Below are 26,770 nucleotides of genomic sequence, written 5' to 3'. Positions count from 1 at the left end.
CACGGCATTCCCAGAGCGGAACTGTCAGGGGAGCGGCACCCGCAGCGGTCCGAAGTCGGCGATCTCCACGGTGAGCTCCCCGGCCGCCGCCGGCAGCTCGAACAGGCCCCAGAACTCCCGCTCCTGCCCCGGCCCGAACTTCTCGCTGGACAGGCGCACCCCGGACACGTCGGTGCACGCGCAGTAGGCGTCGACGCCGCCGTTCTCGGCCGGCACCTGGAGCCGCCCCGGCAGGTAGCGGCGCTTGCCCCGCTCGTCGGTGAGCGTGACGGCGGTGGCCGCCTGATACTTGAACGACATCCAGTCCTTGGCGCGGTGCAGCTCGTTGTACCAGGCTTCGGCGCCGCCCTCGTTCTTCACCCGGTAGGTGAGCAGGCCGAGCCCGTCCGGCAGCCGCCGCAGGCCGGTCACCTCCAGCTTGAACGGCTGCCCGTCGGCCGTGGTCGAGCCGGTCAGGCCCTCAGCCGGCCGGCCGCTCGGCTGCGCACTCGGCTGGGTGGCGGCCGGGGCGGGCTCCGGCTTGGCGAACGTCACCGTGACCCGGCGGTTGCGCCGCCTGCCCTCGTCGGTGCCGTTGTCGTAGAGCGGCTGCCGCGACCCGAACCCCCGGGCCTGGTAGGTGACGCCGTCCCGGGTGACCAGCGCCGACAACGCCTTGCGGACCGCCTGGGCGCGGCGCGCCGAGAGCGGGTCGTTGATCGCGTCGGTGCCGGAGGAGTCGGCGTGCCCCTCGACCTTGACGGTGTCGCCGGGGGAAGCGTCGACGAGCTTCGCGGCGCGCGCGAGCACCGCCCTGGCCTTGGGCGTGAGCGTGGCCCGGTTGACCGCGAACAGCACGTCGGAGGAGAGGCTGATGCTCAGGTCCTTGCCGTCGTCGGCGGTCTCCTCCGACAGGTCGGTGGACTCCGACGGCGTCACGATGCGGCGGGCCAGCGTGGTGACCTGCTCGGCGCCCGGGTCGGGGAGGGTGACGCCGGGCGGGGTGACGGGCGGATCGTCGCTGATCGGCACGTCCGGCATCGGCGGGCCCACCGGGGTGACCACGGTGGCGGTGGTGGGGGAGCCCGCGGGCGCGGGCAGCATCGCGTACAGGTCGACCGACTGTCCCGGGTCGAGCGAGTACGGCAGCTTGTCGCGGTCCTGGTCGCTGCACAGGCACGGCGAGCCGGTCGGCTGGTAGGGCAGGATCCACGAGCGCGCGGCCGTGTCGAGCACGCCGATCCCGGAGGCCCAGCGGATCTGGCCCAGCGGTCTCGTCTGGTCGCCGAGCTGGCCGGTCCACGAGATGCTGTCGGACTCGCCGGTGTTGGTCAGCCGGACCTGGACGGCCAGGTGCGCGCCGCCGATCCGGTTCAGGCCGGTGACCTCCACCTTGAGGTCGGGCGTGAGCGTGCTGCGCGACTCCGCGAGCGCGGCCGTCGCGGGCGCGGTGGCGGATGCGGTGGCGGGCGCAGAGGCGGGCGCCGAGGACGCCGGCGCGCTGGACCGGCTGGCAGATTGGGGTGCTTCTGCCCCGTTCGTCAGCCCGCAGGCCGAGGAGGCGAGCAGGAGGACGAGCGTGACAGGCTTTCTAAGCTTCACCGGACGCATGATGTCGTATTCGTCCGTTCCTGTCGTGTTGAAAGTTCAGTAGGCTCGGCTGAAGATTTCAACGCGGGGGAGTCGATGAGCCGGGTCACGCTCAAGGAGGTCGCCGAGCGGGCGGGTGTGGCCATCGGCACGGCCTCGGCGGTGTTCGCCGGCAAGTCTTGGGTGTCCCCGGCCACCGGCGCCGCCGTGCGGCAGGCGGCCGAGGAGCTCGGCTACCGGCCCCGCGCCCGCAAGGCCACCGCCGCGCCGGGCGGGATGATCGGGTTCGTCTCCTGGGTGAACGACCTGTTCGCCCCGGCGAACCCCTACTACGCCCCGGTCCTGTTCGGCGCCCAGCAGGCGTGCGCCGAGCTGGGCCTGTCGATGACGTACGAGGTGGTGCAGCGGCGCGGCGACCTGCTGCCGCTGTGCGTGGCCCGTGAGCAGGTCGGCGGGCTGCTCGTGCTGAGCTCGGCCCCCCGCGACCAGCTGCTTCGCATCCTCGACGCGGGCGTCACCTGCGTGCTGCTGGAGTCCGCCGCCGGCGACCTGCCCGACGGACTGGCCGTCGACCAGGTCGGCCACGACGACGAGACCGGCGGCTACCTGGCCACCCGCCACCTGCTCGACCTCGGCCACACCGACCCGCCGCCCGCCGTCATCACCGCCGACGAGCGCGTGCTGCCCGCCGCCCGCAGGCTGTCCGGCTACCGGCGGGCTTTGGCCGAGCGCGGGCTGCGCCCGCCGCCCGGCTACGTCCGGCGCGGCGAGTTCACCTCCGAGACCGGCCACGAGCAGATGGCGGCGCTGCTCGCCCTGCCCGTGCCGCCGACCGCCGTCTTCTGCGCCAACGACGAGTCGGCCTTCGGCGCGCTCGCCGCGCTGCGCGAGCGCGGCCTGTGCGTGCCCGGCGACGTCAGCGTGATCGGCTACGACGACATCGCCATGGCCGCGCACGCCTCCCCTCCCCTCACCACGATCGCCAGCGACAAGGAGCTGCTGGGCGCGCAGGCCGTCTGGCACCTCGTGCAGCGCATCCGGCGCCCCGGGCTCACCGGCCGCGACACCCGGATCGCCGTGCGGCTGGTGGCCAGGGAGTCCACCGCGCCGCCCCGCTGAGCCGGCCCCCGCTGTCCGCCCGATAGGCACGCATCCGCCCTGCTCGACCGAGTAGCATGTCGATCAAGCTGCTTGAGGCTTGCTTGAGGTGAAGGAGACCCCTCCGTGACCGAGCTTGAGCGGGTTCCGCCCGGCGTCGACCCCGGCGTCCCGAGTTCCGCCCGGGTCTACGACTACCTGCTCGGCGGCAAGGACCACGTCGCGGTCGACCGCGCCGTCGCCGAACGGCTGCTCGCCGTCGCGCCCGACTCCCGCCTCGTCGCCCGGGCCAACCGGATCTTCCTCGTGCGCGCCGTACGGCATCTGGCCGAGCAGGGCGTGCGGCAGTTCATCGACGTCGGCGCCGGCATCCCCACCTCGCCCAGCGTGCACGAGGTCGCCCGCGAGGTGCACCCCGCCTGCCGGGTGATCTACGTCGACTACGACCCGGTGGTGCGGCTGCACGCCCAGGTGCTGCTGGCCGACTCGCCCGGCGTGGAGAGCATCCAGGCCGACCTGCGCCGGCCCGCCGACATCCTGACCGACCCGCACGTCACCGGCCTCATCGACTTCGACCAGCCCGTCGGGGTGCTGCTCGTCGGCATCTTCCACTTCGTCAAGCACGAGGAGGACCCCGCCGGGATCATCGCCGCCTTCCGCAAGCGGATGGCGCCCGGCAGCCACCTGGTCCTCTCCCACGCGATGCTGGAGAGCGACCCCGAGGCGCGCGGCGAGCTCTACCGGGCCACCGCCAACACCCCGGCCCACCCCACGTTCCGCTCCCGCGACGAGGTGCTGGCGCTGCTCGACGGCTTCGACCTGATCGGGCCCGGGCTCGTGCCCGTCCAGGACTGGCGGCTCGCCGGCGACGACGACATCCCGCTGATGGACGGCATGCCCAAGCTGCGCATCGACGGCGCCGTCGGGCGGGTCCCCGCCTAGGGAGGGCCGTCCCGGGAGCGCCTGCCTAGCCCCCGCGCCACGGCTCTGTTGCCGCCGCCCGATCCGGCCCCGGCGGCAGCCGATTCCGCCCCGTTTCTCGGCATGATGGAGAGAGGCTGAACCCTTCAGAAGGGCCTCCGGCATGCCATTGTTAGGCTTCGCCCTGTCCTGCTGCATCCTCCCCTTCGGCTTGGGGCTCTCCGCCCTGCTGGTGCTGGCGCTCGAATGGCTCGCACCCGACGTCATCCCGTTCGAGCTCGACACGTTCTGGGCCCTCGACCGGCCGCTCTGGCCCGCGTTCACCGGCGCGGTCACGCTCGTCTGGCCGGTCCTGGCGGCCGGGCTGCTGATCACCGCCATCGCCGCGCCCCGCCAGCGCCACGCCCAGCGGCAGATCGCCGCCTACGGCGTCGAGGACGCCCAGGTCATCCGGCTCGGGCCGGCCCGGATGCTGTTCCAGAGCGCGCTGGAGGAGATCGCGTTCCGGTGGGTGCTCTTCTACGCGGCCATCGCCGGCGCCACCTTCGCCGACTTCGTCCTGCTGGGCTTCGCCGACCTGCACCCGGTGCGGTGGCTGTTCACCGAGGTGCTCATCCCGCTCGCCGACCTCGCCACCTTCGGCATGCTGCACGAGCAGCTCACGCTCGGCGCCTGGGCCGTGGCCGCGGCGATCCTCGCCAGCAACGGCCGCTTCCGCAACGGCCACCTCTACCAGGGGCTGATCGGGTGGATCTGGTCCTGGTACATGGGCATGTTCCTGTTCCTGGTGATGTTCGAGTACGGGCTCCCCGCCGCCATCGCCGTGCACGTCGCCTACAACCTGGTCACGCTGACCCTGCACGTGGCCATCACGGGAGTGGCGCCGCGCGTGGTGGTGCTGAACCCGGAGCCGCAGCCCCTTCAGGAGTGACGTACGGCCCCCGGGGCGCGCCGGGGGCCGTACGGATCAGCGGGCGGCGAAGTTCTGGGTCCAGTAGGTCTGGCCCTTGGCGTTCTTGGCCGCGCCCACGCCGATGAGCGTGTACTTGCAGTTCATGATGTTCGCCCGGTGGCCGGAGCTGTTCATCCAGCCGCTGACCACCGCGGCCGGGGTGCGCTGGCCCATGGCGATGTTCTCGGCCCAGCCGGTGCCGCCGGTGAACCCGGCCGCCCGGATGCGGTCCATGAACGAGCGGCCGTCCTGGGAGGTGTGGCTGAAGTAGCCGCGGGCGGCCATGTCGGAGGAGTGGCCGAAGGCGGCCTTGCGCAGCTGCGGGTCGTGCTTGAGCGGGGCGCAGCCGCCCTTGGCGCGTTCGGCGTTGGTCAGGCGGACGACCTCGTTCTCCTCGGCCGTGCCGACCGTGCCCGCCGGGGGAGCGGGCGAGGCGGTCGGGGCGGGGGCGGGCGTCGCGGTGGCGGACGGGGTCGGGGCCGGGGCCGGGGCCGGGGCGGGGGAGCAGGTGAGCCGGACCGGGCGGGACCTGGCCGTGTGGCCGCGGTAGTCGGTGGCGAGCGCGTAGTAGACGCCGGGGGCGCACGGGAGCGTGAGCGTGAGGCGGGCGCCGGTGGCCCGCCGGGCGCCGCTCCTGACCACCGGGTCCTTGCCGGGCTGGGCGCGCTTGACGCGCACGCGGATCAGCGCCGGGCGCTCGCAGCCGCTCCTGGTGGCGGACGCCCGGATCCTGCCGTCGTCGCCGACCTGCGGTCCCGTCACGGACAGCCGGCAGGCCGCCTGAGCGGTGGAGGCCGTGCTCGCCGCGTGGGCGGCGGGCGTCACGAGCGTGGCGGCGGTGGCGAGGCAGGCGATCATCCCAAGGGATCGGCGCATGCGGTGTTCCCTCCAGTTTCCGGTAGACGCTGGATGGAAATCGCATTCTGTCGGGGCCAGAACCAGCTTGTCAGGAAAATTCGGATATCTGGGTAAACCAACGGGACCCCTGGGACGTCCGCGCAGCGCGAGGGGCGGCCACCCGGAGGCGGCCGCCCCCAAGTCTCAGCGGGCGCCCAGCAGGTGCTCCATGGCGAGCTGGTCGAGCCGCTCGAACGCCATCCCGCGCGCCCCCGCCGCGTCCGCGTCGAAGTCCTCGAACGCGCCGCGGTCCGCGAGCAGGTCCTGCAGCGTCTCCCCGTCCGCCAGAGTGGGCCTGGCCAGGTCGTCCAGCCGGGACGCGCGCAGCGCCTCCTGCACCTCCGGGTCGGCGCGGAAGGCCGCCGCGCGCTCCTTGAGCATGAGGTAGTTGCGCATGTTGCCGGCCGCCGACGCCCACACGCCGTCGACGTCCTCGGTCCGCGGCGGCTTGAAGTCGAAGTGCCGCGGCCCCTCGTACCCGCCGCTCTCCAGCAGGTCCACCAGCCAGAACGCGTCCCGCAGGTTGCCCGCGCCGAAGCGCAGGTCCTGGTCGTACTTGACGCCCGTCTGCCCGTTCAGGTCGATGTGGAACAGCTTGCCGTGCCACAGCGCCTGGGCGATGCCGTGGGTGAAGTTGAGCCCGGCCATCTGCTCGTGGCCGGTCTCCGGGTTGACCCCGACCAGCTCCGGATGGGCCAGCTCGCCGATGAACGCCAGCGCGTGCCCGACGGTCGGCAGCAGGATGTCGCCGCGCGGCTCGTTCGGCTTGGGCTCGACGGCGAAGCGCAGGTCGTAGCCCTGGCTCAGCACGTACTCGCCGAGCAGGTCGAAGGCCTCCTTCATGCGGTCGAGCGCCACCCGCACGTCCTTGGCGCCGCCCGACTCGGCTCCCTCGCGGCCGCCCCACGCCACGTAGACCTTGGCGCCCAGCTCGACGGCCAGGTCGATGTTGCGGATGGTCTTGCGCAGTGCGTAGCGGCGCACGTCACGGTCGTTGGCCGTGAACCCGCCGTCCTTGAACACCGGGTGCGTGAACAGGTTCGTCGTGGCCATGGGCACCACGAGGCCCGTCTCGTCCAGCGCCTGGCGGAACCGCTTGACGTGGCGGTCGCGCTCGGCGTCGCCGGAACCGAACGGGATGAGGTCGTCGTCGTGGAACGTCACCCCGTACGCGCCGAGCTCGGCGAGCCGGTTGACGGTCTCCACCGGGTCGAGCGCCGGGCGGGTCGCGTCGCCGAACGGGTCGCGGCCCGGCCAGCCGACGGTCCACAGACCGAAGGAGAACTTGTGCTCCGGGCGAGGCGTGAGGCTGTCAGTCACTGGGACTCCTATTCGTAAGGGCAGAAAACAAATTAATATGCCAAGGCGGCGGAGGGAAGACCGCCCCCGGAACGCAGGAGGCAGCATGTCGGCACAGCGCGTCGTCATCGGCATCGACAGCTCTACCCAGTCGGCCAAGGCCGTCGCCGTGGACGTGGACACCGGCGCCGTCGTCGGCGAGGGCCGCGCCCCCCACACCGTCACCTCCGGCGCCGGCCGCGAGAGCGACCCCCGGCAGTGGTGGCAGGCCCTCTGCGACGCCGTCGAGGCCACCGGCCACGCCGCCCGCGCCGCCGCCGCCTCCGTCGGCGGCCAGCAGCACGGCCTCGTCACCCTGGACGACGCCGGCGAGCCCGTACGCCCCGCCCTGCTCTGGAACGACGTCCGCTCCGCCGGCCAGGCCGCCGCCCTGGTCGCCGAGCACGGCGCCGACCGGCTCGCCGAACGCGTCGGCAGCGTCCCCACCGCAGCCTTCACCCTGACCAAATGGCTCTGGCTGACCGAGAACGAGCCCGCCCATGCCGCCCGCGCCGCCGCCGTCCGGCTGCCCCACGACTACCTCACCGAACGCCTCACCGGCCAGGCCGTCACCGACCGCGGCGACGCCTCCGGCACCGGCTGGTGGACCCCCACCGGCTACGACACCGGCCTGCTGGACGCCGCCGGGCTCGACCCGGCCAGACTGCCCCGCGTCACCACCGGCCTCGCCGGCCCGGCGCTCCCCGGCGGGCCGCTCGCCGAAGGCACCCCCGTCGCCGCGGGCACCGGCGACAACATGGCCGCCGCGCTCGGCCTCGGCCTGCTCCCCGGCACCCCCGTGCTCAGCCTCGGCACCTCCGGCACCGTCTACGCCGTCACCCGGAGGCGGCCCGCCGACCCCACCGGCGTCGTCGCCGGGTTCGCCGACGCCCTCGGCAACTGGCTCCCGCTCGCCTGCACGCTCAACTGCACCCAGGCCGTCGACAAGATCGCCTCCCTGCTCGGCCGCGACCGCGACGCCGTCGAGCCCGGCGGCACCGCCGTCGTCCTGCCCTACCTCGACGGCGAACGCACCCCGAACCTGCCGCACGCCGCCGGGCTCCTGTACGGGCTGCGCCACGACACCACCGCCGGCCAGGTGCTCCAGGCCGCCTACGACGGAGCCGCGCACTCGCTCCTCGCCGCCCTCGACGACGTCCTGCGCGCCGGCGGCGAACAGCCCGACCCGGACGTGCCGCTCGTCCTCATCGGCGGCGGCGCGCGCGGCGCCGCCTGGCGCGACACCATCCGCCGCCTCTCGGGCCGGCCCGTCCTCATCCCCGCCGCCGGCGAGCTCGTCGCCCTCGGCGCCGCCGCCCAGGCGGCCGCCCTCCTCACGGGCGAGGCCCCCGACGAGGTCGCCCGCCGCTGGGGGACCGCCCGCGGCACCCTCCTCGACCCGCTCCCCAGGGACACCGAGGCGATGGACAGGATCGCCGGTACGCTGCCCCGTGCCGACCGTCTCCTGACCACCCCCTGACCCCCGGAAGATCCCCATGCCCCCACCCACCGGAAGCACCGCCCCTCCCCTGACGACCTCCTTCGAGGCCGAGACCCCCCACCAGGGACCCGGCCCCGACGGCGCGCCCCTTGCGCGCGCCACCACCCCTCCGGAGAGCGGGTGCGCCCGCGAGGAGGGCAAGAGTTCCGCCCAGGGGAGCGGGCGCGGCGCTGCTGCCGCCGACGCCGTACGGGACGTTGCTCCTGCGGGGGGCGGGCCCGTCTGTGGGAGCGGCGGCGGTGCCCGTACGCGTGCCCGGTTGGCCAGGGGTGCTGCCGCTTGCGGCTGGGGGGCTGCTTGTGGGGGCGGGGGCCGCGTGCGGGGAGTCGTCCCTGCGGAGGGTGGGGCTCTTCGGGGTAGTGGCGGGCGGGTTGCTGGTGCGGGGGTGTGGGTGTGAGGCGTTGGGAGCAGGCGCGTCGGCAGGACGGGGGGCGGCCGGCGTCGCAGCAGGGGATGCGGCAGCACAACCTGGCGCTCGTCATGGGGACCGTGGCCGCGCACGGGCCGGTGTCGCGGGCGGCGGTGGCGGGGCGGACCGGGCTGACCAGGACCGCGGTCTCCAGCCTGGTGGACGAGCTGCTCGCCGGAGGGCTGCTGACCGAGCTGGGGCCGGCGGCGAGCGGCCGGGTGGGGCGGCCGGGGACGGCGCTGGCGGTGAGCAAGGACGGCCCGGCCGGGCTGGGGCTGGAGGTGGGCGTCGAGCATCTGGGCGCCTGCGTCACCGACCTGCGCGGTGAGGTGCGGGTGTGGTCGCGGGCCGAGAGCCCCAACGCGGCGCTGGGCCCGGCCGGGGTGATGGCGGCGCTGTCGGAGCTGGCCGACGACGCCACCCGGCGGGCCGCCGAGCTGGGGCTGCGGCCGGTCGCGGCGGTGGTGGCGGTGCCCGGCCTCGTAGGGGACGTGCCCGGCACCGTGGCCAGGGCGCCGAACCTGGGCTGGCACGACGTTCCCGTCGCCGGGCTGTGGCCGGGGGAGCTGCCGCTGCGCGTGGAGAACGAGGCCAACCTGGGCGCGCTGGCCGAGCTGTGGGCGCATCCGGTGGCGGACGACTTCGTGCACGTGTCGGCGGAGAGCGGCATCGGCGCGGCGCTCGTGGTCGGCGGGCGGCTGTTCAGCGGCGCCCGGGGGCTGGCGGGCGAGCTCGGGCACATGCCGGTGCATCCGGACGGGTTCCCATGCTCGTGCGGCGCCCGGGGCTGCCTGGAGCAGTACGCGGGCAAGGCGGCGGTGCTGCGTGCCGCGGGACTCCCGCTCCCGGCGGCGATCGGCGCGGCCCCGGCGGGCGCGGCCCTGGAGGGTGCGGACGTGGTGGCGGCGCTGGCCGGGCTGGCGCGGGCGGGGGAGACGCCGGTGGTCCGGGCGCTCGACGGGGCGGGGACGGCGCTGGGGACGGCGCTGGCCGGGGCGGTGAACCTGCTCGACCCGGCGGCCGTGGTCCTCGGCGGCGCGTACGCGGAGCTGGGGGAGTGGCTGCTGCCGGCGATGCGGCGCGAGCTGGCGGCGCGGGTGACCGTGCGGCCGTGGGACCCGGAGGCGCTGACGGTGTCCGAGCTGGGCCGTCGCGGCCCGCTGCTGGGGGCGGCGCTGGCGACGGTCCGGGGCATTCTTGACGATCCCGCCGCACTCTGGTCATGACGCGGCGACACGACAGATGTCGATCTTCGCGAGATCGTCGTCAGGGAGCGCGGAGCGTGCTAGCGTATTAGGCGTTGCAGTTCTGGTACCCATGGATTTCGTGTGCGCCTGGCGGGATGTGACCCTCGGGCGCATTTGTGTTTTCGGCGGTCATCTTCCTCAGGTGTCACTACGGCGACACGGGATCCGCGAACCGCGCTTCCCCGCACTCTTCGCCAATCGAAGGAGATTGACATGGCGACTGGCACCGTGAAGTGGTTCAACGCTGAAAAGGGCTTCGGCTTCATCGAGCAGGACGGTGGAGGCGCTGACGTCTTCGCCCACTACTCCAACATCGCGGGCAACGGCTACCGCGAGCTGCGCGAAGGCCAGAAGGTCAGCTTCGACATCACCGCGGGCCAGAAGGGCCCCCAGGCCGAGAACATCGTTCCGGCCTGACCCCTTCACACGGCTTCACCGGAAGGCCCGCACCCCCCGAGGGTGCGGGCCTTCCGCCTTCCCTGCCGGGAGCACGATCATCAGGGCCGGTGATCGGATCGCAGGAGGTCGTGGGCCTGCTCCAGCACCGACTCCACCGGGATGCCGGCCACCCACGACGGGTCGTGCGGGCAGCGCGGCACGGCCGGGTCGAGCCCGTCGGTCCCGCACACCGGGCAGGCCGGCGTCCACGACACCAGCGGCCGGTGCCGGTCCCGGCTGATCGGCCCCGCGTTGATCAGGTTGCCGCACCAGTAGACGCCGACGGTCGCCGTGCCCACGGCCGCCGCCAGGTGCCGCGGCCCGGTGTCGTTGGCCACCACCAGGTCGCACGCCCGGTAGAGGGCGGCCAGCCCGCCCAGGCCGAGCACGCCCGCGAGCGGCAGGGCGGGCCGCCGCATCGCCGACACCACCCCTGCGACCAGGTCCCGCTCGGCCCGGCTGCCGGTGACCACGACCGGCCGGCCGAGCGCGTCGGCGACGGCCGCGAAGCTCTCGACCGGCCAGCGGCGGCGCGGGTCGTTCGCGCCGGGATGGATCGCGACCAGGCCGGGCGGCGGCTCGCCGAGCACGGCCGCCACCTCGGCGGCGTCGGCCGGGGTGACCTCCACCCTCGGTTCGAGCCGGTCGGCGGTGGCGCCGACCAGCGCCGCCACCTCCAGGAAGCGCAGCGTCTCGTGCTGGTGGCCGCCGTAGTGCACCCACCGGTCCAGCGGCTCGGCGTCCGGCGCGCGCAGCCCCACCGTCAGGCCCGCGCCCAGCTCCCGCACGAACGGGTTGGAGTGCCGCCCGCCGCCGTGGATCTGCACCGCCAGGTCGAACCGCCGCTCCCGCAGCCGGGCGAACAGCTCGGGCGGCGCCCGGTGCCCGGCCTCCATCGTCGACACGCCGGTCACCGGCGGCAGCGCCACCACCTCGGCCACCGGCCCCGGCCTGCCGCGCAGAAACGCCGCGTGCCAGTCCAGCCCGAGCAGCGTGATCTCCGCCCCCGGGTAGCGGCTGCTCAGCGCCTCCAGCGCGGGCAGCGCCAGCAGGAAGTCCCCGACCGCGTTCGCCCGCAGCACCGCGATCCTCACGGCGGCTCCATGACGTGGTGGCGCGCGAATGGGGTCATGGCTGCTCCGGCAGCGAGCGCACCCGTTCGATGATCGCGGTCGTGGACCGGTCGGAGACGTAGTCCAGCACCATGACCTCGCCGCCCATCGCCCGCACCAGTGGCGCCTCCGGCAGCATGGCGGCCGTGTAGTCGCCGCCCTTGACGTACAGGTCGGGCCGGATCATCCGCAGCAGCCGCTCGGGCGTGTCCTCCTCGAAGGAGGTCACGTAGTCGACGTAGCCGAGCGCGGCCAGCACCGACATGCGGTCCTCGCACGAGTTGATCGGCCGGCCCGGCCCCTTCAGCCGCGCCGTGCTGGCGTCGCTGTTGACGGCCACCACGAGCACGTCGCCGAGCTGCGCGGCCCGTTCCAAGTAGGTGACGTGGCCGCGGTGCAGCACGTCGAAGCAGCCGTTGGTGAACACGATCCGATCCCCGCGCCGCCGGTGCTCGTCCAGCCGCTCGGCGAGCCGCTCGGCCTGCCGGTCGGCCGGGCGCAGCAGCTCGTCCTCGCCGCGCAGCGCCTTCAGCAGCTCGTGGCGGGTGCAGGTGGCGGTGCCCGGCCTGCGCACCACCACCCCGGCCGCCGCCTGCGCGGCCCGCGCCGCCTGCTCCGGCTCCGCGCCGCCCGCCAGCCACAGCGCGAACGCCGCGGTGAACGTGTCGCCCGCCCCCGTCGTCATGTGGTCCGGCGCGGGATCGGCGTACGTCCGGTACGGCGGCCGCCCCGGCCGGTGCAGCAGCGTGCCCTCGCCGTCGAGCGTCGTCACCACCATCCGCGCCCCCGACGCCGCCAGCAGCCGCTCGGACCGGTCGGTGAGGAAGCGCACCCGGTCGGCGGTGTCGCCGTCCTCGCCGAGCAGTTGCAGCACCTCGCCGTAGTTGGGCAGCATCGCGGTCGCGCCGCACTCCCGCCACGGCGTGATCACGTGCGCGTCCACGACCAGCACCGGCAGCCCGGTCAGGGCCCGCCGCACCGCCGGCGTGCAGACGCCGCCGCCGTAGTCGCAGGCCACCACCACGTCGGCGCCGCGCAGCGCCCGTTCCAGCTCGGCCAGCACGCGCTCCTCGGCCTCGCCGCCGAGCGGCTCGCGGTCCTCCTCGTCGTAGCGGGCGATGAGCTGCTCGCCGACCATCAGCCGCTGCTTGTGCGGGGTACGGCGGCCCGGCACGGTCACCAGCCGGGCGTCCACGCCCAGCAGTTCGAGCGCCCGGGCGAGCGTGCCCGAGCAGGCGTCGTCCCCGACCGCGCCCACCAGGCGCACCCGTGCTCCGAGCGCCACCAGGTTCGCCGCCGCGTTGCCGGCGCCGCCCGGCGCCTCGTCGGTGGCCTCCACGCTGACCACCGGCACCGGCGCCTCCTGGGCGATCCGCCGCACCGGGCCGCGCAGCCAGGAGTCGAGCATCACGTCGCCGACGACCACGGCCTCGATGTCGCTGTTCATACGCTGCGTCTACCTGGAGAAGCGCTGCCCAAACAGAGACGGTGCCCAACGAAGCTTTGCCGTGACGCTGCCCGTTCCGGCGCACCCTGTTCGCCGTACGGGGGAGAAGACACACCATGACACGGCATTTCGAGATCCGCGGGGAGGTGGGGTGATGGCCCGCTACGCGGTGCTCGTGTACGAGGCCGTCGCCCCCGCCGACCTGCCGCACGACGTCCAGGAGGCGCACCGGGCCCTGCCCGGGCAGGTCACCGGGCTCGGCGGCCGGCTCGTCGCCGGGCTGACCCTGGAGCAGCCCGAGACCGCCACGGCGATGCGCGGCGGCCGGGTGACCGACGGGCCGTTCGCCGAGGCGGAGGAGGCGCTGGCCGGGGTCCTGGTCGTCGAGGCGCGCGACCACGACCACGCGCTGTCGATCGCCGAGCTGGTGCCCGTCGTGCGCGGCGGCGTCGAGGTGCGGCCGCTGCTCGGCGTCACGGTGCCCGACGAGAGCTGACCCGCCCGGACGACGGGACGAGCCTGGTGCAGGGGCGGGTCGGTTGAAGGGGCGGGTCAGGTGAAGGGGCGCGCCATCTGCTCCAGCGTCTCGTCGATGACCTCGTGCAGCGGGCGGGCCTGCTCCTCCTCGATCCACGTGTGCGTGGCGAGCCGGAGCGCGGCGAGGAAGGCGGCGGCCATCACCCGGGGGCTCACGCCGCCGCCGCGGCGCAGCGCGAGGGCCTGGGCCAGCTCCCGGTCGAAGGCCGCGTGGTTGGCGAGCTGCCGGGCCAGCAGCGACGGGTGCTTCATGGCCAGCCGGGTGCGCACCGCCTGCTCGCGCTCCGGGACGCCGATCTCCTCGTAGAGCCGCTGGACGGCGCCGCGCAGCGCGAGCCAGGCGGGCCGGTCGGCGGGCTCGGCGCGCACCCGCTCGACCAGCGCCCGGATGCGCCGCTCGTCGCCGTAGAGGATGGCGTCCTCCTTGCCGGCGAAGTAGTTGGAGAACGTGCGGCGGGAGATGTTGGCCGCGTCGGCGATGGCCTCGACGGTGACGGCGTCGAAGCCGTGCTCGATCGTGAGCCGCAGCGCCGCCTCGTGCACGGCCTGCCGCGTCTCCGCCTTCTTGCGCTCCCGCAGGCCCAGCGTGCTGTCCATGATGCGGACATCTTACCGGCTGGGAATAACTGCCCAGTGCGCAAACTTGCCCAATGCGAATGTAGGGTGTCCCCTGCACGTTTGATGAGGATTTGGGGGAAAGCGCGTGAGCGCCACCATGGACGCACCACCCGGGCAGATGACCCACCGGCAGATTCTCGAAGCCCTCAGCGGGCTCCTGCTGGTCCTGTTCGTCGCGATGATCAGCGGCACGATCGTGTCCGTCGCGCTGCCGCAGATCATCGGCGCGCTGAACGGCAGCCAGTCGCAGTACACCTGGGTGGTCACCGCCTCCTTGCTGGCCGCCACGGCGTCCACGCCGATCTGGGGCAAGCTGGCCGACCTGTTCGACAAGAAGCTGCTGATCCAGATCTCCATCGTGATCTTCATGGTGAGCTCGCTGGCCTGCGGGTTCGCCCAGAACACCGGGCAGCTCATCGCCTTCCGCGCGGTGCAGGGCCTCGGCATGGGCGCCCTGCAGGTGCTGGTCCAGGTGGTGATCGGGGCCATGATCAGCCCCAAGGAGCGCGGCCGCTACAACGGCTACCTGGGCGGCGTCATGGCCGTGGCCACCGTCGCCGGCCCGCTGCTCGGCGGCCTCATCGCCGACACCTCGTGGCTCGGCTGGCGCTGGTGCTTCTTCGTCGCGGTGCCGTTCACCATCGCCGCGCTCGCCCTGCTGCACAAGACCCTGCACGTCAGCTCGGTCCGGGCGCGGAACGTCAAGATCGACTACGTGGGCGCGACGCTCATCGCCGCCGGCGTCAGCGTCCTGCTCATCTGGATCACCTTCGTCGGCAACTCCTTCGACTGGCTCTCCTGGCAGACCGCGGTCATGGCCGGCGGCGGCCTCGCCGTCCTGGCCCTCGCCACCTGGGTGGAGTCACGGGTGAGCCAGCCCGTCGTGCCGCTGCACGTGGTGCGCCGCCGCACCCCCGCCCTGGCGATCCTGGCCAGCCTCGCGGTCGGCATGGCGATGTTCGGCGGGGCGGTCTTCCTCGGCCAGTACTTCCAGATCGGCCGCGGCTACACGCCCACCGAGTCGGGGCTGCTCACCATCCCGATGATGCTCGGCGTGCTGGTCTCCTCCGCCGTGAGCGGCAACCTGGTGTCGAAGACCGGGCGCGTCAAGCCGTACATCGTCACCGGGTCGATCGTGCTCACCGCCGGGTTCCTCGTGCTGTCCACGATGGACCACGACACCTCGCTCTGGCTGATCGGCGGCGCGATGGTGCTGGTCGGCGCGGGCGTCGGCATGTCGATGCAGAACCTCGTCCTGGCCATCCAGAACACCGTCCCGCTGCGCGAGCTGGGCGCGGCCAGCGGCGCGATCACGTTCTTCCGCTCGCTCGGCGGCACCATCGGCGTCTCGGTGCTCGGCGCGGTCCTGGCCCAGCAGGTCGCCACCGACATCACCCGGGGCCTGGCCAGGGCGGGCGTCACCGGCCGGGCCGCCGCCGAGTCGGCCGGCTCGCTCAACCTGGAGGCGCTGCCCGAGCCGTTCGCGACCGTCATCCGCACCGCCTACGGCGACGCGACCGGGCACATCTTCCTCATCTCGGCGGGCATCGCCGCCGTCGGCGTCGTGGCCACGCTGTTCCTGCCGAGGATCACGCTGCGCGACAGCGTCGACCTCCAGCCCGCCGAGGGCGAGAAGGCTCCCGCCTGACCTCCGGGGCGCGCGCCGCCAGCCACGAGGCGGCGCAGGTGATCAGTACGATCATCGCGAACGGGACGTATTTCTTCACTGGGTGTCGTCCTCCTCCTCGGTGAGCCGGGCGCGTTGCGGCTCGACGGTGTAGCGGGGGTCGCGGGCCGAGGCCGTCCCCGCCTCGAACACGCCGAACCGGGTGCACACCGAACCGGCCAGCAGCGCGGCCCCGGCCACGACGGCGGCCCGGCGGCTGCGGCGGCCGGCGGTCAGTCCGACCAGCGCCCCGGTGACCGACAGCGCCTGCCCGAGGCGCAGCAGCCGCCCGGCCCGGCCCCGCCGCAGCGGCTCGGCGACCGTGCCGAGCCGGTGCTTCATCCGCGCGGCGGCGGCCAGCTCGACGGCGACGCCCGCCACGGCCGCCCGCCGCGCCGGGGCCGCCTCGGCGAGCGGCGCGGCCAGCAGGCCGATCCCCGCCGCCGACGCCGCCGCCGACCCGGCGAACAGGAACGGCATCTCCCGGTAGCCGCCGTGCCACGCGGGCACCGCGGTGTCGGAGATCAGCACCGCCGTGTAGGTCGCCAGCGCCGGCCCCAGCAGCCCGGCCCCCACCGTGGCCCATCTCGCGGCCCCCGGCCAGGGCCCGGGCACCAGCGCCGCCGCCGCGGCCAGCCCCGCCTGCGGGCCGTAGGCGGTCAGGATCCAGGTGCCGACGCTCATCGGGGAGGTCACCTTGAACACGCGCAGCATGTTGAGGAAGCGCCCCGGCCGCCCCAGGTCGTGGATGAGCGCGTACAGGGAGCCCGTCACCCCGCACAGCGCCGCCGTCTTGCAGGCCCGCGCCAGGCGGGGGCGGCCCGTCAGGTGCGCGGCGGCGGCCAGCGTGGACGAGGCCCCCGCCAGCCCGCCGAGGAACAGGTAACCGGCGATGTCGTGCGCCTGCCAGGTGGGCTCGTTGAGCACCGGCAGCCCGTAGTAGGAGCCGAAGTCCGCCCGGGGCACCATGCGCCGCTCCCGGGGCCGGCCCAGCGACTCCGGCACGGCGTCGCGGCCCGGCGGCAGCGCCGGGTCCCCGTCCAGCCGCACGTCCGTCAGCCCGGTCATGACCGCCCCCTCCACGACAGCGCCACCAGCCCCGCCAGCAGCCCGGCCGCTGCCACGGCCGCGTGCCGCCACATCGACGGCAGGTCCCGCGTCGTCACCACCGGGTCCGGCGGCAGCCCGTACACCTCCGGCTCGTCCAGCAGCAGGAAGAACGCCGCGGTGCCGCCCACCCCGTCGGCGGGGGAGTGGCCGTACAGCCGGGCCGAGCCCACCCCGGCCTCGTGCAGCCGCTCCAGCCGCCGCGACGCCCGCTCGCGCAGCTCGTCGAGGTCGCCGAACTGGATCGAGTCCGTCGGGCACGTCTTCGCGCACGCCGGCTCCATCCCGGCCCCCAGCCGGTCGTAGCACATCGTGCACTTGTGAGCCAGCCCGTCGCCCTCCCGCTTGCCGATCACCCCGTACGGGCACGCCGGGACGCAGTAGCCGCACCCGTTGCACACGTCCTCCTGCACCACGACGGTGCCGAACTCGGTGCGGAACAGCGACCCGGTCGGGCACACGTCCAGGCAGGCCGCCTCGGTGCAGTGCTTGCACACGTCGGAGGCCATCAGCCAGCGGAAGTCGGGGTGCGGCTGCTCGACGAACGCCACGTGCCGCCACGTGCTCGCGCCCAGCCCCTTGGTGTTGTCGTACGACATGCCGGTGAAGCCGAGGACGTCGTCCGGGACGGCGTTCCACTCCTTGCACGCCACTTCGCACGCCTTGCAGCCGATGCACACGCTGGTGTCGGTGAAGAAGCCGACGCGGCCCATGTCACGCCTCCGTTCCGGTGCGCTCGGTGATCCCGGCGCGCAGCCGGTAGTGCTGGACGAGCTCGGGCAGCGCCGGGCCGCGCGGGCGCCGGCCGGGCCGGATGTCCGCCGACAGCGCCTTGACCTCCTGGATGTGCGAGCTCGGGTCGAGCGAGATGGCCGACAGCTCGTTGGCGGCGTCGCCGCGCGCCCGCCCGTTGGGCCCGAAGTGGAACGGCAGCCCGATCTGGTGGATGACCTGCCCGTCGGCGTGCAGCGGCGTCATCCGCTGGGTGACCAGCACCCGGGCCTCGATGGCGTTGCGCGCGGTGACGATCGTCGCCCAGCCGCCGTGCGTGAGTCCGCGCTCGGCGGCCAGCTCGGGCGACACCTCGCAGAACATCTCCGGCTGCAGCTCGGCCAGGTAGGGCGTGCTGCGGCTCATCCCGCCCGCGGTGAAGTGCTCGGTGAGCCGGTAGGTGGTGACCACGTACGGGTAGACGGACGCGCCCGCCTCGCCGCCGCTGGGGTGGTAGCGGTTGTGCACGTGCGGGTAGAGCTTGCGCGCCGGGCTGCGCTGCCGCCCGTACAGGGCGTTGGCCACCGGCGAGTCCTGCGGCTCGTAGTGCGTGGGCAGCGGCCCGTCGAGCACCCCGGCGGGCGCGAACAGCCAGCCCTTGCCGTCACCCTGCATGATGAACGGGTCGACGCCCGACAGCGCCTCGACCCCGGCCGCGTCCTCGGGCGGCCGGTAGTCCGGCGCCTTGCCCCGCTCGAAGTCGGGCACGTCGTAGCCCGACCAGGCCGACCCGTCCCACCACACGAGCTTCTTGCGCTCGCTCCACGGGCTGCCGTCGGGCCGCGCCGAGGCCCGGTTGTACAGCAGCCGCCGGTTGGCCGGCCACGCCCACGCCCACTCGGCGGCGATCCAGTCCTGCTCGGCGCCGGGCTTGCGGCGGGCCGCCTGGTTGACGCCGCCGGCGCGGACGCCGCAGTAGATCCAGCACCCGCACGCCGTCGAGCCGTCGCTCCTGAGCTGGTCGTAGCCGGACAGCGGCCGGCCCTCGGCGTCGGTGCCGTTGATCTCAGCCAGCACCGCCTCCGCGTCCGGCTCGGCCGTCGGCCCGCTCACCGGGTAGTCCCAGGTCAGGTCGAGCACGGGCGCGTCCATCGGGTCGGCGGACCCGGCCAGCTTCTCCCGGATGATCCGCCCCAGGTGGTACATGAACCACAGGTCGCTGCGCCGGTCGCCGGCCGGCTCGACGGCCTTGTGGTGCCACTGCAGCAGCCGGTTGGTGTTGGTGAAGCTGCCGTCCTTCTCGGTGTGCGCGGCGGCCGGGAAGAAGAACACCTCGGTGCCGATCTCGGCGGTGGACAGCTCGCCGGTCTCGATCTCCGGCCCGTCCTTCCACCAGGTGGCGCTCTCGATCAGGTTGAAGTCGCGCACCACCAGCCAGTCGAGCTCGGCCATGCCCAGGCGCTGCATGCGGGCGTTGGCCGAGCCGACCGCCGGGTTCTCGCCCAGCAGCAGGTAGCCCTTGCAGGTGCCGTCGAGCTGAGCCATCACCGTGTCGTAGTGGCTGTGGCTGCCGGTCAGCCGGGGCAGGTAGCCGAAGCGGAAGTCGTTGTCGGGCCGCGCCGACGGCCCCCACCACGCCTTGAGCAGGCTCACCAGGTAGGCGGGCATGTGCGCCCAGTAGCCCTTGACCGGCGCGTCGGCGCGCAGGAAGTCCTCCAGCCGCTGGTGGCGGTGCGCGTGCGGCATCGGGATGTAGCCGGGCAGCAGGTTGAACAGCGTCGGGATGTCGCTGGAGCCCTGGATGCTGGCGTGCCCGCGCAGCGCCTGGATGCCGCCGCCCGGCCGGCCGATGTTGCCCAGCAGCAGTTGCAGGATGCTCGCCGCCCGGATGAACTGCGAGCCGTCGCTGTGCTGCGTCCACCCGACCGCGTACACGAACGCCGACGTCCGGTCCGGCCCGGAGTTCTCCGTCAGGTGGCGGCAGACCCGCGCGAACAGCTCGGGCGGCACCCCGCACACCCGTTCCACCATCTCCGGCGTGTAACGGGCGAAGTGGCGGCGCAGGATCTGCATCACGCAGCGCGGGTGCCGCAACGTCTCGTCCCGCGTCGGCGTGCCGCGCATGCTGGAGCCGCCCGCCCCGTGCATCTCGCTCTGCCCCGCCTGCGGCTGCTCGCGCTCGCCCGCCGCCGAGATCACCGGCATCCCCTCGTACTGCCAGCTCCGGTGGTCGTAGCAGCGCTCCTGCGGGTCGAAGCCGGAGAACAGCCCGTCGAGGTCCTCGGTGTCGCGGTAGTCCTCGCCGACCAGGGTGGCGGCGTTGGTGTACGCGACCACGTACTCGCGGAAGTAACGCTCCCCGGTCAGCACGTGGTTGATCAGCCCGCCCAGGAACGCCACGTCGCTGCCCGCCCGCAGCGGCACGTGCAGGTCGGCCAGCGCGCTCGTGCGGGTGAACCGCGGATCGACGTGGATCACCGTCGCGCCGCGCGCCTTGGCCTCCATCACCCACTGGAAGCCCACCGGGTGCGCCTCGGCGAAGTTCGAGCCCTCGATGACGATGCAGTCGGCGTGCTGCAGGTCCTGCATGAACGTGGTCGCCCCGCCGCGCCCGAACGAGGTGCCGAGGCCGACGACGGTCGAGCTGTGGCACACCCGCGCCTGGTTCTCGATCTGCACCACGCCCAGCGCCGTGAGCAGCTTCTTGATGAGGTAGTTCTCCTCGTTGTCCAGCGTGGCGCCGCCGAGCGAGGCGATGCCCATCGTGCGGGCGGTGCGCGCGCCGTCGCGCTCCCACTCCCACGTCGCGCGGCGGGTGGCGATGATCCGGTCGGCGACCATGTCCATCGCCGTGTCCAGGTCGAGCTCCTGCCAGCCGGCGGCGTGAGGAGGCCGGTAAAGGACCTTGTCCAGGCGGCCGGAGCCGGTGGTGAGCTGCAGGCTGGCCGCGCCCTTCGGGCACAGGCGGCCGCGGCTGACCGGCGAGTCCGGGTCGCCCTCGATCTGCACGACCTTCCCGTCGCGGACGTAGACGTTCTGCGCGCACCCGACGGCGCAGTAGGGGCAGACGGACTTGACCACCCGGTCCGCCGTCGCCGTCCGCGCCTCCAGCCGGTCGGTGCGCGCGGACCTGACCGCCCGCCCCCGCCCGGTGGGGTCCCCGCCCATGAGTTGCCGCAGCAGCGGCCAGCCGTTCATCCGTGTTTCCCCCGAAATCCCCTGGCCGGAGTCCTGCCCTGAGGTCTCCGGCCGGAAACCGGGGCCGCCGTCAGTCGATCTTCTTCCACTGGGCGACGAGCTGGTCGTAGTCGAGCGTCTCGGGCTTGCCGCGCTCGTCGGCGAGCTTCGGCGCGGGCGCGCCCGGCTGGTCCAGCCAGTGCTGCGCGTCACGCTCGGGGTTCAGCTTGGGCGCGCACGCGCCGCCGTAGCCGCGCCGCTCCAGCCGCGACAGGATGTCGTCCTGCTGCCTGGCCAGGTTGTCCATCGACTGCTGCGGCGTCGTCTCCCCGGTGACGGCGGTGGCCACGTTCTGCCACCACAGCTGCGCCAGCCTCGGGTAGTCCGGCACGTTCGTCCCGGTCGGCGTCCACTGCTCACGCGCCGGGCCCCGGTAGAACTCGATCAGGCCGCCGTACTTGTCCGCGTTCCGCTCGAAGTGGTCGCTGCGCAGGTCGGAGTCGCGGATGAAGGTCAGCCCGACGATGGACTTCTTCAGCGACACCGTCTTGGACGTGACGAACTGCGCGTACAGCCAGGCCGCCGCGCGGCGCTCCGCCGGGGTGTTGCGCAGCAGCGTCCACGAGCCCGCGTCCTGGTAGCCGAGCTTGTTGCCCTCCTTCCAGTACGCGCCGTGCGGGCTCGGCGCGATGCGCCACTTCGGCGTGCCGTCGGCGTTGACGACCGGCAGCCCCTGCTTGGTCATGTCGGCGGTGAACGAGGTGTACCAGAAGATCTGCTGGGCGACGTTGCCCTGCGCGGGCACCGGGCCGGCCTCGCTGAAGTTCATCCCGGCCGCCGATCTCGGCGCGAACCGCTTCAGCCAGTCGACGTACTTGGTCAGCGCGTAGACGGCCGCCGGGCCGTTGGTGTCGCCGCCCCGGGTGACCGACGAGCCCACCGGGCGGCAGTTCTCCACCCGGATGCCCCAGTCGTCGACCGGCAGCCCGTTCGGCAGGCCCGGGTCGCCGTTGCCCGCCATCGACAGCCACGAGTCGGTGAACCGCCAGCCGAGCGACGGGTCCTTGCGCCCGTAGTCCATGTGGCCGTACACCTTGACGCCGTCGATCGTGCCGTCGCCGTTGACCTTCGAGGTGAAGAACTCCGCGATGTCCTCGTAGGCCGCCCAGTTGACCGGGACGCCCAGCTCGTAGCCGTAGGCGTCGCGGAACTGCTTCTTGATCGCCGGGTCGGTGAACCAGTCGTAGCGGAACCAGTAGAGGTTGGCGAACTGCTGGTCGGGAAGCTGGTAGAGCTTCTTGTCCGGCCCGGTCGTGAAGCTGATGCCGATGAAGTCGCCGAGGTCGAGCGTCGGCGAGGTGACGGCCTTGCCCTCGCCGGCCATGTAGTCCGACAGCGGGAAGACGTAGTCGCCGCGCGCGTGCGTGCCGATCAGGTCGGAGTCGTTGACGTAGGCGTCGTAGATGTTCTGGTCGCCCTGGATCTGCGTCTGCAGCTTCTCGATCACGTCGCCCTCCTGGATCAGGTCGTGCTTGACCCGGATGCCGGTGATCTCGCCGAACGCCTTGGCCAGGCGCTGCGACTCGTACTGGTGCGTGGTGATCGTCTCGGACACGACGTTGATCTCCATGCCCCGGTACGGCTGGGCCGCCTTCATGAACCAGTCCATCTCGGCCAGCTGCTGGTCGCGCGTCAGCGTGCTCGGCGTGAACTCGGTGGACACCCACCGCTGCGCCGCCGCCTTCGCGTCCGCCTCCCGGAACTCGCCGCCACCGCCTCCCTGCCCCTGCGAGCATCCCGCCGCCACCAGGGCGAGCAGCAGGACGGGTACGGCCGGACCTCGTGCCATGAACGCCATTGCGCCTCCTCGGGTCAGCCCCATCTGCCGATGACCAGCACCACCACGACCGCGAGCGCCAGCGCGAGCCACATGGACAGATCGCTGACCGCGATCCACCCGGCGAGCACCACGGCGGCGCTGACGAGGCCGATGTACAGCCGGTCACCCCGATCGGTCTCGATGCGCAGGAAGCCGCGCCGCGCCACCGGCGGCGAGATCCGCGCCCAGACGGCCATCCCGGCCAGCAGCAGCGCCAGCCCGGCGAACACCAGCGCCGTGGGCGCCGTCCACACCATCCACTCCAGCACCGCTCACACCCTCCCCAGGCTGAACCCGCGGGCGATGTAGTTGCGCACGAACCAGATGACGATCGCGCCCGGCACGATCGTCAGCACCCCGGCCGCCGCCAGCAGCCCCCAGTCGACGCCCGCCGCGCTCACCGTGCGCGTCATCGTGGCGGCGATCGGCTTGGCGTTCACCGAGGTGATCGTCCTGGCGATGAGCAGCTCCACCCAGCTGAACATGAAGCAGAAGAACAGCGTCACGCCGATCGCCGACCGGATCATCGGCAGGAAGATCCGCACGAAGAACCGGGGGAGCGAGTAGCCGTCGATCGCCGCCGTCTCGTCGATCTCGCGGGGGATGCCCGACATGAACCCCTCCAGGATCCACACCGCCAGCGGCACGTTGAACAGCATGTGCGCGATCGCCACGCCCAGATGCGTGTCGAACAGGCCGACCGACTGGTAGATCTGGAAGAACGGCAGCAGGAACACCGCCGGGGGTGCCATCCGGTTCGTCAGCAGCCAGAAGAACAGGTGCCGGTCGCCGGCGAAGCGGAACCGGGAGAACGCGTACGCCGCCGGCAACGCCACGACCAGCGACATCACCGCGTTCATCGACGTGTAGACGATCGAGTTCAGGTAGCTCGAATACCACACCGGGTTCGTGAAGAACGTGACGTAGTTGTCGAACGTCACCCGCTGCGGAATCAGCGAGAAGCTTCCGAGGATGTCCTGGTTCGGGCGGATCGACATGCCGAACATCCACAGCACCGGCAGCAGCAGCGTCGCCCCGTACAGCCAGAACACCGTCCGCGCCCACGGCAGCCGCCGCCCGTCCCGCCCGCTCATCGGCCGCTCCTCGTCAGCACGGTGAAGAACACGTAGCAGGCGATCTGCACCACCAGGAAGTACAGCAGCGAGAACGCGCCCGCCGGCCCCAGGTCGAACTGCCCGACGGCGATCTTCGACAGCAGGATGCTGAGGAACGACGTGGCGTTGCCCGGCCCGCCGCCCGTCACCACGAACGGCTCGGTGTAGATCATGAAGCTGTCCATGAACCGCAGCAGGATCGCGATCGTCAGCACCCCGCGCAGCCTCGGGAGCTGGACGTGCCGGAACGTCGCCCACGCCGACGCCCCGTCGATCTGCGCCGCCTGGAAGTACGGGTCCGGGATCGACCGCAGCCCCGCGTACGCCAGCAGCGCCACCAGCGGCGTCCAGTGCCACACGTCCATGACGAGCACCGTGATCCACGCGTCGGTGGCGTCGAGCGTGTAGTTGAAGTTCACGCCCGGCACCCGGTTGACCGCCCAGCCGCCCAGGCCGATGTCGGGACGGGCGAAGATCTGCCAGATGGTGCCGACCACGTTCCACGGGATGAGCAGCGGCAGCGCCACCACGACCAGCGCCGCCGGCACCGCGACCCGCCCGTGGCGCGGCATCGTCGCCGCGATCGCCACCCCCAGCGGGATCTCGACGAGCAGCACCTGCGCCGAGAACAGCAGCGTGCGGCCGAACGCCGCGCGCACCTCCGGGTCGCGGGTCACGTCGCGGAACCACTCCAGCCCGACGAAGATCCGGTCGTTCGGGCTGAACACGTCCTGCACCGAGTAGTTCACGACCGTCATCAGCGGGATCACCGCGGTGAACGCCACCGACAGCACGACCGGCAGCACCAGCCACCAGGCCCGGTTGTCGCGCCGCTTCACCTCCGGCGGGCGCTTCTCGCTCACGCTCCGGGCCTCCCGTCCAGCGGCTCGACCACCCCGCACCTGACGGCGTCCCTGAACAGGAACGCGCGCCCCTCGGCGAAGCTCAGCGGCTCCGCCTCGCCCACCGTGACCGCCGCCCCGGCCTCCGCACGGACGACGAGCGGGTGCCCGTCCACCGCCGCGTGCACCAGGTCGTAGGCGCCCATCCGGTCCACCCCCGTCACCCGGCCCGTCAGCCCGTTCAGCCCGCCGTGCCCGGCGCCCAGGCGGACGAACTCCGGCCGCACCCCGACCCGCACCGGCCCCGGCGGCAGGTCGCCGGAGGCCCGCCCCAGCGCCGTGCCGCCGACCCGCACCACGCCGCCGGCCAGCTCGCCCGGCAGCACGTTCATGCCGGGCGAGCCGATGAAGTGGCCGACGAACTCGTGCGCCGGCGACAGGAACAGCTCGCCCGGCTCGCCCGCCTGCACGATGCGCCCCTCGTTGAGCACGACCACCTCGTCGGCGAACGTCAGCGCCTCCGTCTGGTCGTGCGTGACGTAGATCAGCGTGTGCCCGGTGTCGCGGTGGATCTCCTTCAGCTTGCTGCGCAGCGCCCACTTCACCGCCGGGTCGACCACGGTCAGCGGCTCGTCCAGCAGCACCGCCGCCACGTCCGGCCGCACCAGCCCGCGGCCCAGCGCGACGATCTGCTGCCGGCCCGGGTCCAGCCGCCTCGACCGGCGCCGCAGATGCTCGTCCAGGCCCAGCAGCCGCGACACCTCCCGCACCCGCCGGTCCGTCTCCGCCCGGCCCAGGCCCCGGTTGCGCAGCGGGAAGGCCAGGTTGTCGTAGACCGACATCTCCTCGTACAGCACCGGGAACTGGAAGACCTGCGCGATGTTGCGCCCCGCCGTCGGCACCCCGGTCACGTCCCGGTCGCCGAACCAGATCCGGCCGGTGGTGGGGGAGAGCAGGCCCGAGACGATGTTCAGCAGTGTCGTCTTGCCGCACCCGCTCGGCCCGAGCAGCGCGTACGCCCGAGACCCGCGCCACGTCCACGTCGTCGGCCGCAGCGCCCACGTCCGGCCGCCGTCGTAGCTGTGTCCCACGCCCTCCAGCCGGATGTCAGTCATGCAGATTGTCCTCCGCCATGCCGCGACTCGAACACGAACACGTCCTCCGGGTCCACGTACGCGGTCGCCCGGCCGCCCGGCTCGTAGGCCCGCGTGCCCGGCAGGTGGGCCACCACGTGCGGGCCGCCGTCCAGCAGCAGGTGCAGGAACGTCGACCCGCCCGTCACCTCCGCCAGCCGGACCTCCCCGGGGAAGCCCACCGCGCCGCCGCCCGGGCGCTCGACGGCCACCTGGTGCGGGCGCACGGCCAGCGCCACCTCACGACCCGGCGGCAGCCCGGCGGGGGCGGGGAAGGTCGCGCCGAGGCAGTCGATGCCGCCCTCGCGCGCCACGCCCGGCAGCACGTTGAGCGGCGGGTCGCTGAGCGCCGCCGCGACCGCCAGCGACGGCGGCCCGGCGTACAGGGCGGCCACGTCGCCGGTGTGCAGCACCCGGCCCTCGCCCAGCACCACGGCCGGGGCGCCGAACGACAGCGCCTCGTTCGGGTCGGCCGTCGCGTACAGCACCACGCCGGGGGAGTCCGCGAACATGCCCCTGAGGTCGGCGCGCAACTGCTCGCGCAGCTTGAAGTCCAGGTTGGCCAGCGGCTCGTCGAGCAGCAGCACGTCCACCGGGCGGGCCAGCGCCCTGGCGATCGCGGTGCGCTGCTGCTGGCCGCCGGACAGCTCGCCGGGCCGCCGGTCCAGCAGCTCGCCGATGCCCATCAGCTCGGCCACCTCGCGCACCCGCCGGTCCACCGACTCGCGGGGGAAGGCCCGGTCCAGGCGCAGCGGGGAGGCGATGTTCTCGTACACCGTCAGCGTCGGGTAGTTGATGAAACGCTGGTAGACGAAGGCGACCGACCTGCGGCGCACCGAGACCGAGGTGACGTCACGCCCGCCGACGAGCACCCGCCCCGCGTCCGGTGGATGCAGCCCGGCGACGACCCGCATGAGCGTCGTCTTGCCTGCCGTCATCGGCCCCAGGAGGGTGGTCATCCCCCTCGGTAACTCCAGGTTGATGTCGTCGAGCCAGACCTCGCCGCGCTGCCGTACGCGGACGCCGTCGATGAGCAGCATGATAGATCGCCACCTT

General features: G+C 73.3%; 23 protein-coding genes. 8 read left to right on the top strand and 15 right to left on the bottom strand.

Annotated elements, in window-relative coordinates; genetic code table 11:
• Window positions 1-24: 24 nt before the first annotated feature.
• Window positions 25-1,581 carry an OmpA family protein gene (locus KME80_RS52720; RefSeq protein WP_219505652.1) on the bottom strand — a complete coding sequence of 519 codons (1,557 nt, stop codon included), beginning with the start codon at window positions 1,579-1,581 and terminating at the stop codon, window positions 25-27.
• Between the two features lie 84 nt (window positions 1,582-1,665).
• On the opposite strand from KME80_RS52720, the gene KME80_RS15545 reads away from it, so the two are divergent.
• From KME80_RS15545 to KME80_RS15535, 3 genes are all read left to right on the top strand, one after another.
• On the top strand, window positions 1,666-2,688 hold the full coding sequence (locus KME80_RS15545) for a LacI family DNA-binding transcriptional regulator (RefSeq protein ID WP_219505650.1): 1,023 nt from the start codon (window positions 1,666-1,668) through the stop codon (window positions 2,686-2,688).
• Between the two features lie 105 nt (window positions 2,689-2,793).
• The gene (locus KME80_RS15540; protein ID WP_219505649.1) at window positions 2,794-3,609 is read left to right on the top strand and encodes an SAM-dependent methyltransferase; all 816 of its coding nucleotides are present in this window, start codon (window positions 2,794-2,796) and stop codon (window positions 3,607-3,609) included.
• A 142-nt stretch (window positions 3,610-3,751) separates the two neighbouring features.
• Complete coding sequence (locus KME80_RS15535; RefSeq protein WP_219505646.1) at window positions 3,752-4,519, top strand: hypothetical protein; 768 nt, start codon at window positions 3,752-3,754, stop codon at window positions 4,517-4,519.
• Between the two features lie 36 nt (window positions 4,520-4,555).
• Here the strand turns inward: KME80_RS15535 and KME80_RS15530 are convergent, their stop codons facing one another.
• Window positions 4,556-5,416, bottom strand: coding sequence for a CAP domain-containing protein (locus tag KME80_RS15530; protein WP_246645013.1), 861 nt, complete (start codon window positions 5,414-5,416; stop codon window positions 4,556-4,558).
• 165 nt (window positions 5,417-5,581) lie between these two features.
• On the bottom strand, window positions 5,582-6,757 hold the full coding sequence (xylA, locus tag KME80_RS15525; protein ID WP_308125779.1) for a xylose isomerase: 1,176 nt from the start codon (window positions 6,755-6,757) through the stop codon (window positions 5,582-5,584).
• Window positions 6,758-6,842: 85 nt separating this feature from the next.
• Here xylA and xylB point away from each other — a divergent pair, with 85 nt between their 5' ends.
• The 3 genes from xylB to KME80_RS15510 all read left to right on the top strand — a co-directional run bounded on the left by xylB (window position 6,843) and on the right by KME80_RS15510 (window position 10,349).
• Window positions 6,843-8,255 (top strand): xylulokinase, encoded by a 1,413-nt coding sequence (xylB, locus tag KME80_RS15520; RefSeq protein ID WP_219505645.1) that lies wholly within the window; start codon window positions 6,843-6,845, stop codon window positions 8,253-8,255.
• 474 nt (window positions 8,256-8,729) lie between these two features.
• Window positions 8,730-9,911 (top strand): ROK family transcriptional regulator, encoded by a 1,182-nt coding sequence (locus KME80_RS15515; protein ID WP_246645012.1) that lies wholly within the window; start codon window positions 8,730-8,732, stop codon window positions 9,909-9,911.
• Window positions 9,912-10,145: 234 nt separating this feature from the next.
• On the top strand, window positions 10,146-10,349 hold the full coding sequence (locus KME80_RS15510; protein ID WP_049575752.1) for a cold-shock protein: 204 nt from the start codon (window positions 10,146-10,148) through the stop codon (window positions 10,347-10,349).
• Between the two features lie 80 nt (window positions 10,350-10,429).
• On the opposite strand, the gene KME80_RS15505 is transcribed toward KME80_RS15510, so the two are convergent.
• Complete coding sequence (locus KME80_RS15505; RefSeq protein ID WP_308125778.1) at window positions 10,430-11,464, bottom strand: glycosyltransferase family 9 protein; 1,035 nt, start codon at window positions 11,462-11,464, stop codon at window positions 10,430-10,432.
• Between the two features lie 34 nt (window positions 11,465-11,498).
• Complete coding sequence (rfaE2, locus tag KME80_RS15500; protein WP_219505644.1) at window positions 11,499-12,929, bottom strand: D-glycero-beta-D-manno-heptose 1-phosphate adenylyltransferase; 1,431 nt, start codon at window positions 12,927-12,929, stop codon at window positions 11,499-11,501.
• Window positions 12,930-13,083: 154 nt separating this feature from the next.
• Here rfaE2 and KME80_RS15495 point away from each other — a divergent pair, with 154 nt between their 5' ends.
• Window positions 13,084-13,425: a YciI family protein gene (locus KME80_RS15495; protein ID WP_219505643.1), complete on the top strand. Its 342-nt coding sequence runs from the start codon at window positions 13,084-13,086 to the stop codon at window positions 13,423-13,425.
• A gap of 56 nt (window positions 13,426-13,481) precedes the next feature.
• Here KME80_RS15495 and KME80_RS15490 read toward each other — a convergent pair whose 3' ends face one another.
• On the bottom strand, window positions 13,482-14,063 hold the full coding sequence (locus KME80_RS15490; RefSeq protein WP_219505642.1) for a TetR family transcriptional regulator: 582 nt from the start codon (window positions 14,061-14,063) through the stop codon (window positions 13,482-13,484).
• Window positions 14,064-14,181: 118 nt separating this feature from the next.
• On the opposite strand from KME80_RS15490, the gene KME80_RS15485 reads away from it, so the two are divergent.
• Window positions 14,182-15,732, top strand: a complete 1,551-nt coding sequence (locus tag KME80_RS15485; RefSeq protein ID WP_504739711.1) for an MDR family MFS transporter — start codon at window positions 14,182-14,184, stop codon at window positions 15,730-15,732.
• Between the two features lie 75 nt (window positions 15,733-15,807).
• Here KME80_RS15485 and nrfD read toward each other — a convergent pair whose 3' ends face one another.
• The 9 genes from nrfD to KME80_RS15440 all read right to left on the bottom strand — a co-directional run bounded on the left by nrfD (window position 15,808) and on the right by KME80_RS15440 (window position 26,754).
• Window positions 15,808-16,818: an NrfD/PsrC family molybdoenzyme membrane anchor subunit gene (gene nrfD / locus KME80_RS15480; protein ID WP_219505641.1), complete on the bottom strand. Its 1,011-nt coding sequence runs from the start codon at window positions 16,816-16,818 to the stop codon at window positions 15,808-15,810.
• Window positions 16,815-17,570: a 4Fe-4S dicluster domain-containing protein gene (locus KME80_RS15475; RefSeq protein ID WP_219505640.1), complete on the bottom strand. Its 756-nt coding sequence runs from the start codon at window positions 17,568-17,570 to the stop codon at window positions 16,815-16,817. The genes nrfD and KME80_RS15475 overlap by 4 nt, the downstream gene beginning before the upstream one ends.
• A 1-nt stretch (window position 17,571) precedes the next feature.
• The gene (fdh, locus tag KME80_RS15470; RefSeq protein WP_219505639.1) at window positions 17,572-20,766 is read right to left on the bottom strand and encodes a formate dehydrogenase; all 3,195 of its coding nucleotides are present in this window, start codon (window positions 20,764-20,766) and stop codon (window positions 17,572-17,574) included.
• A gap of 70 nt (window positions 20,767-20,836) precedes the next feature.
• A complete protein-coding gene (locus KME80_RS15465; RefSeq protein ID WP_219505638.1) occupies window positions 20,837-22,594 on the bottom strand; it encodes an ABC transporter substrate-binding protein in 1,758 nt (585 codons plus the stop codon).
• Window positions 22,595-22,617: 23 nt separating this feature from the next.
• Window positions 22,618-22,893 carry a DUF2160 domain-containing protein gene (locus KME80_RS15460; RefSeq protein ID WP_219505636.1) on the bottom strand — a complete coding sequence of 92 codons (276 nt, stop codon included), beginning with the start codon at window positions 22,891-22,893 and terminating at the stop codon, window positions 22,618-22,620.
• Window positions 22,894-22,896: 3 nt separating this feature from the next.
• The gene (locus tag KME80_RS15455; RefSeq protein ID WP_219505634.1) at window positions 22,897-23,718 is read right to left on the bottom strand and encodes a carbohydrate ABC transporter permease; all 822 of its coding nucleotides are present in this window, start codon (window positions 23,716-23,718) and stop codon (window positions 22,897-22,899) included.
• Complete coding sequence (locus KME80_RS15450) at window positions 23,715-24,602, bottom strand: carbohydrate ABC transporter permease (protein WP_219505631.1); 888 nt, start codon at window positions 24,600-24,602, stop codon at window positions 23,715-23,717. The genes KME80_RS15455 and KME80_RS15450 overlap by 4 nt, the downstream gene beginning before the upstream one ends.
• Window positions 24,599-25,696: an ABC transporter ATP-binding protein gene (locus KME80_RS15445; protein ID WP_219505629.1), complete on the bottom strand. Its 1,098-nt coding sequence runs from the start codon at window positions 25,694-25,696 to the stop codon at window positions 24,599-24,601. Before KME80_RS15445 ends, KME80_RS15450 begins: the two co-directional genes overlap by 4 nt.
• On the bottom strand, window positions 25,693-26,754 hold the full coding sequence (locus KME80_RS15440) for an ABC transporter ATP-binding protein (protein ID WP_219505627.1): 1,062 nt from the start codon (window positions 26,752-26,754) through the stop codon (window positions 25,693-25,695). The genes KME80_RS15445 and KME80_RS15440 overlap by 4 nt, the downstream gene beginning before the upstream one ends.
• Window positions 26,755-26,770: the final 16 nt, after the last annotated feature.

The organism is Nonomuraea ceibae (assembly GCF_019396325.1).
Classification (GTDB): Bacteria; Actinomycetota; Actinomycetes; order Streptosporangiales; family Streptosporangiaceae; genus Nonomuraea; species Nonomuraea ceibae.
Note: the sequence above shows the minus strand (reverse complement) of the source record. Positions and strands in the feature narration are given on the sequence as shown.

What these genes read in the sequence shown, in the direction of transcription:
- KME80_RS15545 (WP_219505650.1), top strand. Translation starts at nt 1,666, where the DNA reads ATGAGCCGGGTCACGCTCAAGGAGGTCGCCGAGCGGGCGGGTGTGGCC.
- KME80_RS15535 (WP_219505646.1), top strand. Translation starts at nt 3,752, where the DNA reads ATGCCATTGTTAGGCTTCGCCCTGTCCTGCTGCATCCTCCCCTTCGGC.
- KME80_RS15530 (WP_246645013.1), bottom strand. Translation starts at nt 5,416, where the DNA reads ATGCGCCGATCCCTTGGGATGATCGCCTGCCTCGCCACCGCCGCCACG.
- xylB (WP_219505645.1), top strand. Translation starts at nt 6,843, where the DNA reads ATGTCGGCACAGCGCGTCGTCATCGGCATCGACAGCTCTACCCAGTCG.
- KME80_RS15515 (WP_246645012.1), top strand. Translation starts at nt 8,730, where the DNA reads ATGCGGCAGCACAACCTGGCGCTCGTCATGGGGACCGTGGCCGCGCAC.
- KME80_RS15510 (WP_049575752.1), top strand. Translation starts at nt 10,146, where the DNA reads ATGGCGACTGGCACCGTGAAGTGGTTCAACGCTGAAAAGGGCTTCGGC.
- rfaE2 (WP_219505644.1), bottom strand. Translation starts at nt 12,929, where the DNA reads ATGAACAGCGACATCGAGGCCGTGGTCGTCGGCGACGTGATGCTCGAC.
- KME80_RS15495 (WP_219505643.1), top strand. Translation starts at nt 13,084, where the DNA reads ATGGCCCGCTACGCGGTGCTCGTGTACGAGGCCGTCGCCCCCGCCGAC.
- KME80_RS15490 (WP_219505642.1), bottom strand. Translation starts at nt 14,063, where the DNA reads ATGGACAGCACGCTGGGCCTGCGGGAGCGCAAGAAGGCGGAGACGCGG.
- KME80_RS15485 (WP_504739711.1), top strand. Translation starts at nt 14,182, where the DNA reads ATGGACGCACCACCCGGGCAGATGACCCACCGGCAGATTCTCGAAGCC.
- nrfD (WP_219505641.1), bottom strand. Translation starts at nt 16,818, where the DNA reads ATGACCGGGCTGACGGACGTGCGGCTGGACGGGGACCCGGCGCTGCCG.
- KME80_RS15475 (WP_219505640.1), bottom strand. Translation starts at nt 17,570, where the DNA reads ATGGGCCGCGTCGGCTTCTTCACCGACACCAGCGTGTGCATCGGCTGC.
- fdh (WP_219505639.1), bottom strand. Translation starts at nt 20,766, where the DNA reads ATGAACGGCTGGCCGCTGCTGCGGCAACTCATGGGCGGGGACCCCACC.
- KME80_RS15465 (WP_219505638.1), bottom strand. Translation starts at nt 22,594, where the DNA reads ATGGCACGAGGTCCGGCCGTACCCGTCCTGCTGCTCGCCCTGGTGGCG.
- KME80_RS15455 (WP_219505634.1), bottom strand. Translation starts at nt 23,718, where the DNA reads ATGAGCGGGCGGGACGGGCGGCGGCTGCCGTGGGCGCGGACGGTGTTC.
- KME80_RS15445 (WP_219505629.1), bottom strand. Translation starts at nt 25,696, where the DNA reads ATGACTGACATCCGGCTGGAGGGCGTGGGACACAGCTACGACGGCGGC.
- KME80_RS15440 (WP_219505627.1), bottom strand. Translation starts at nt 26,754, where the DNA reads ATGCTGCTCATCGACGGCGTCCGCGTACGGCAGCGCGGCGAGGTCTGG.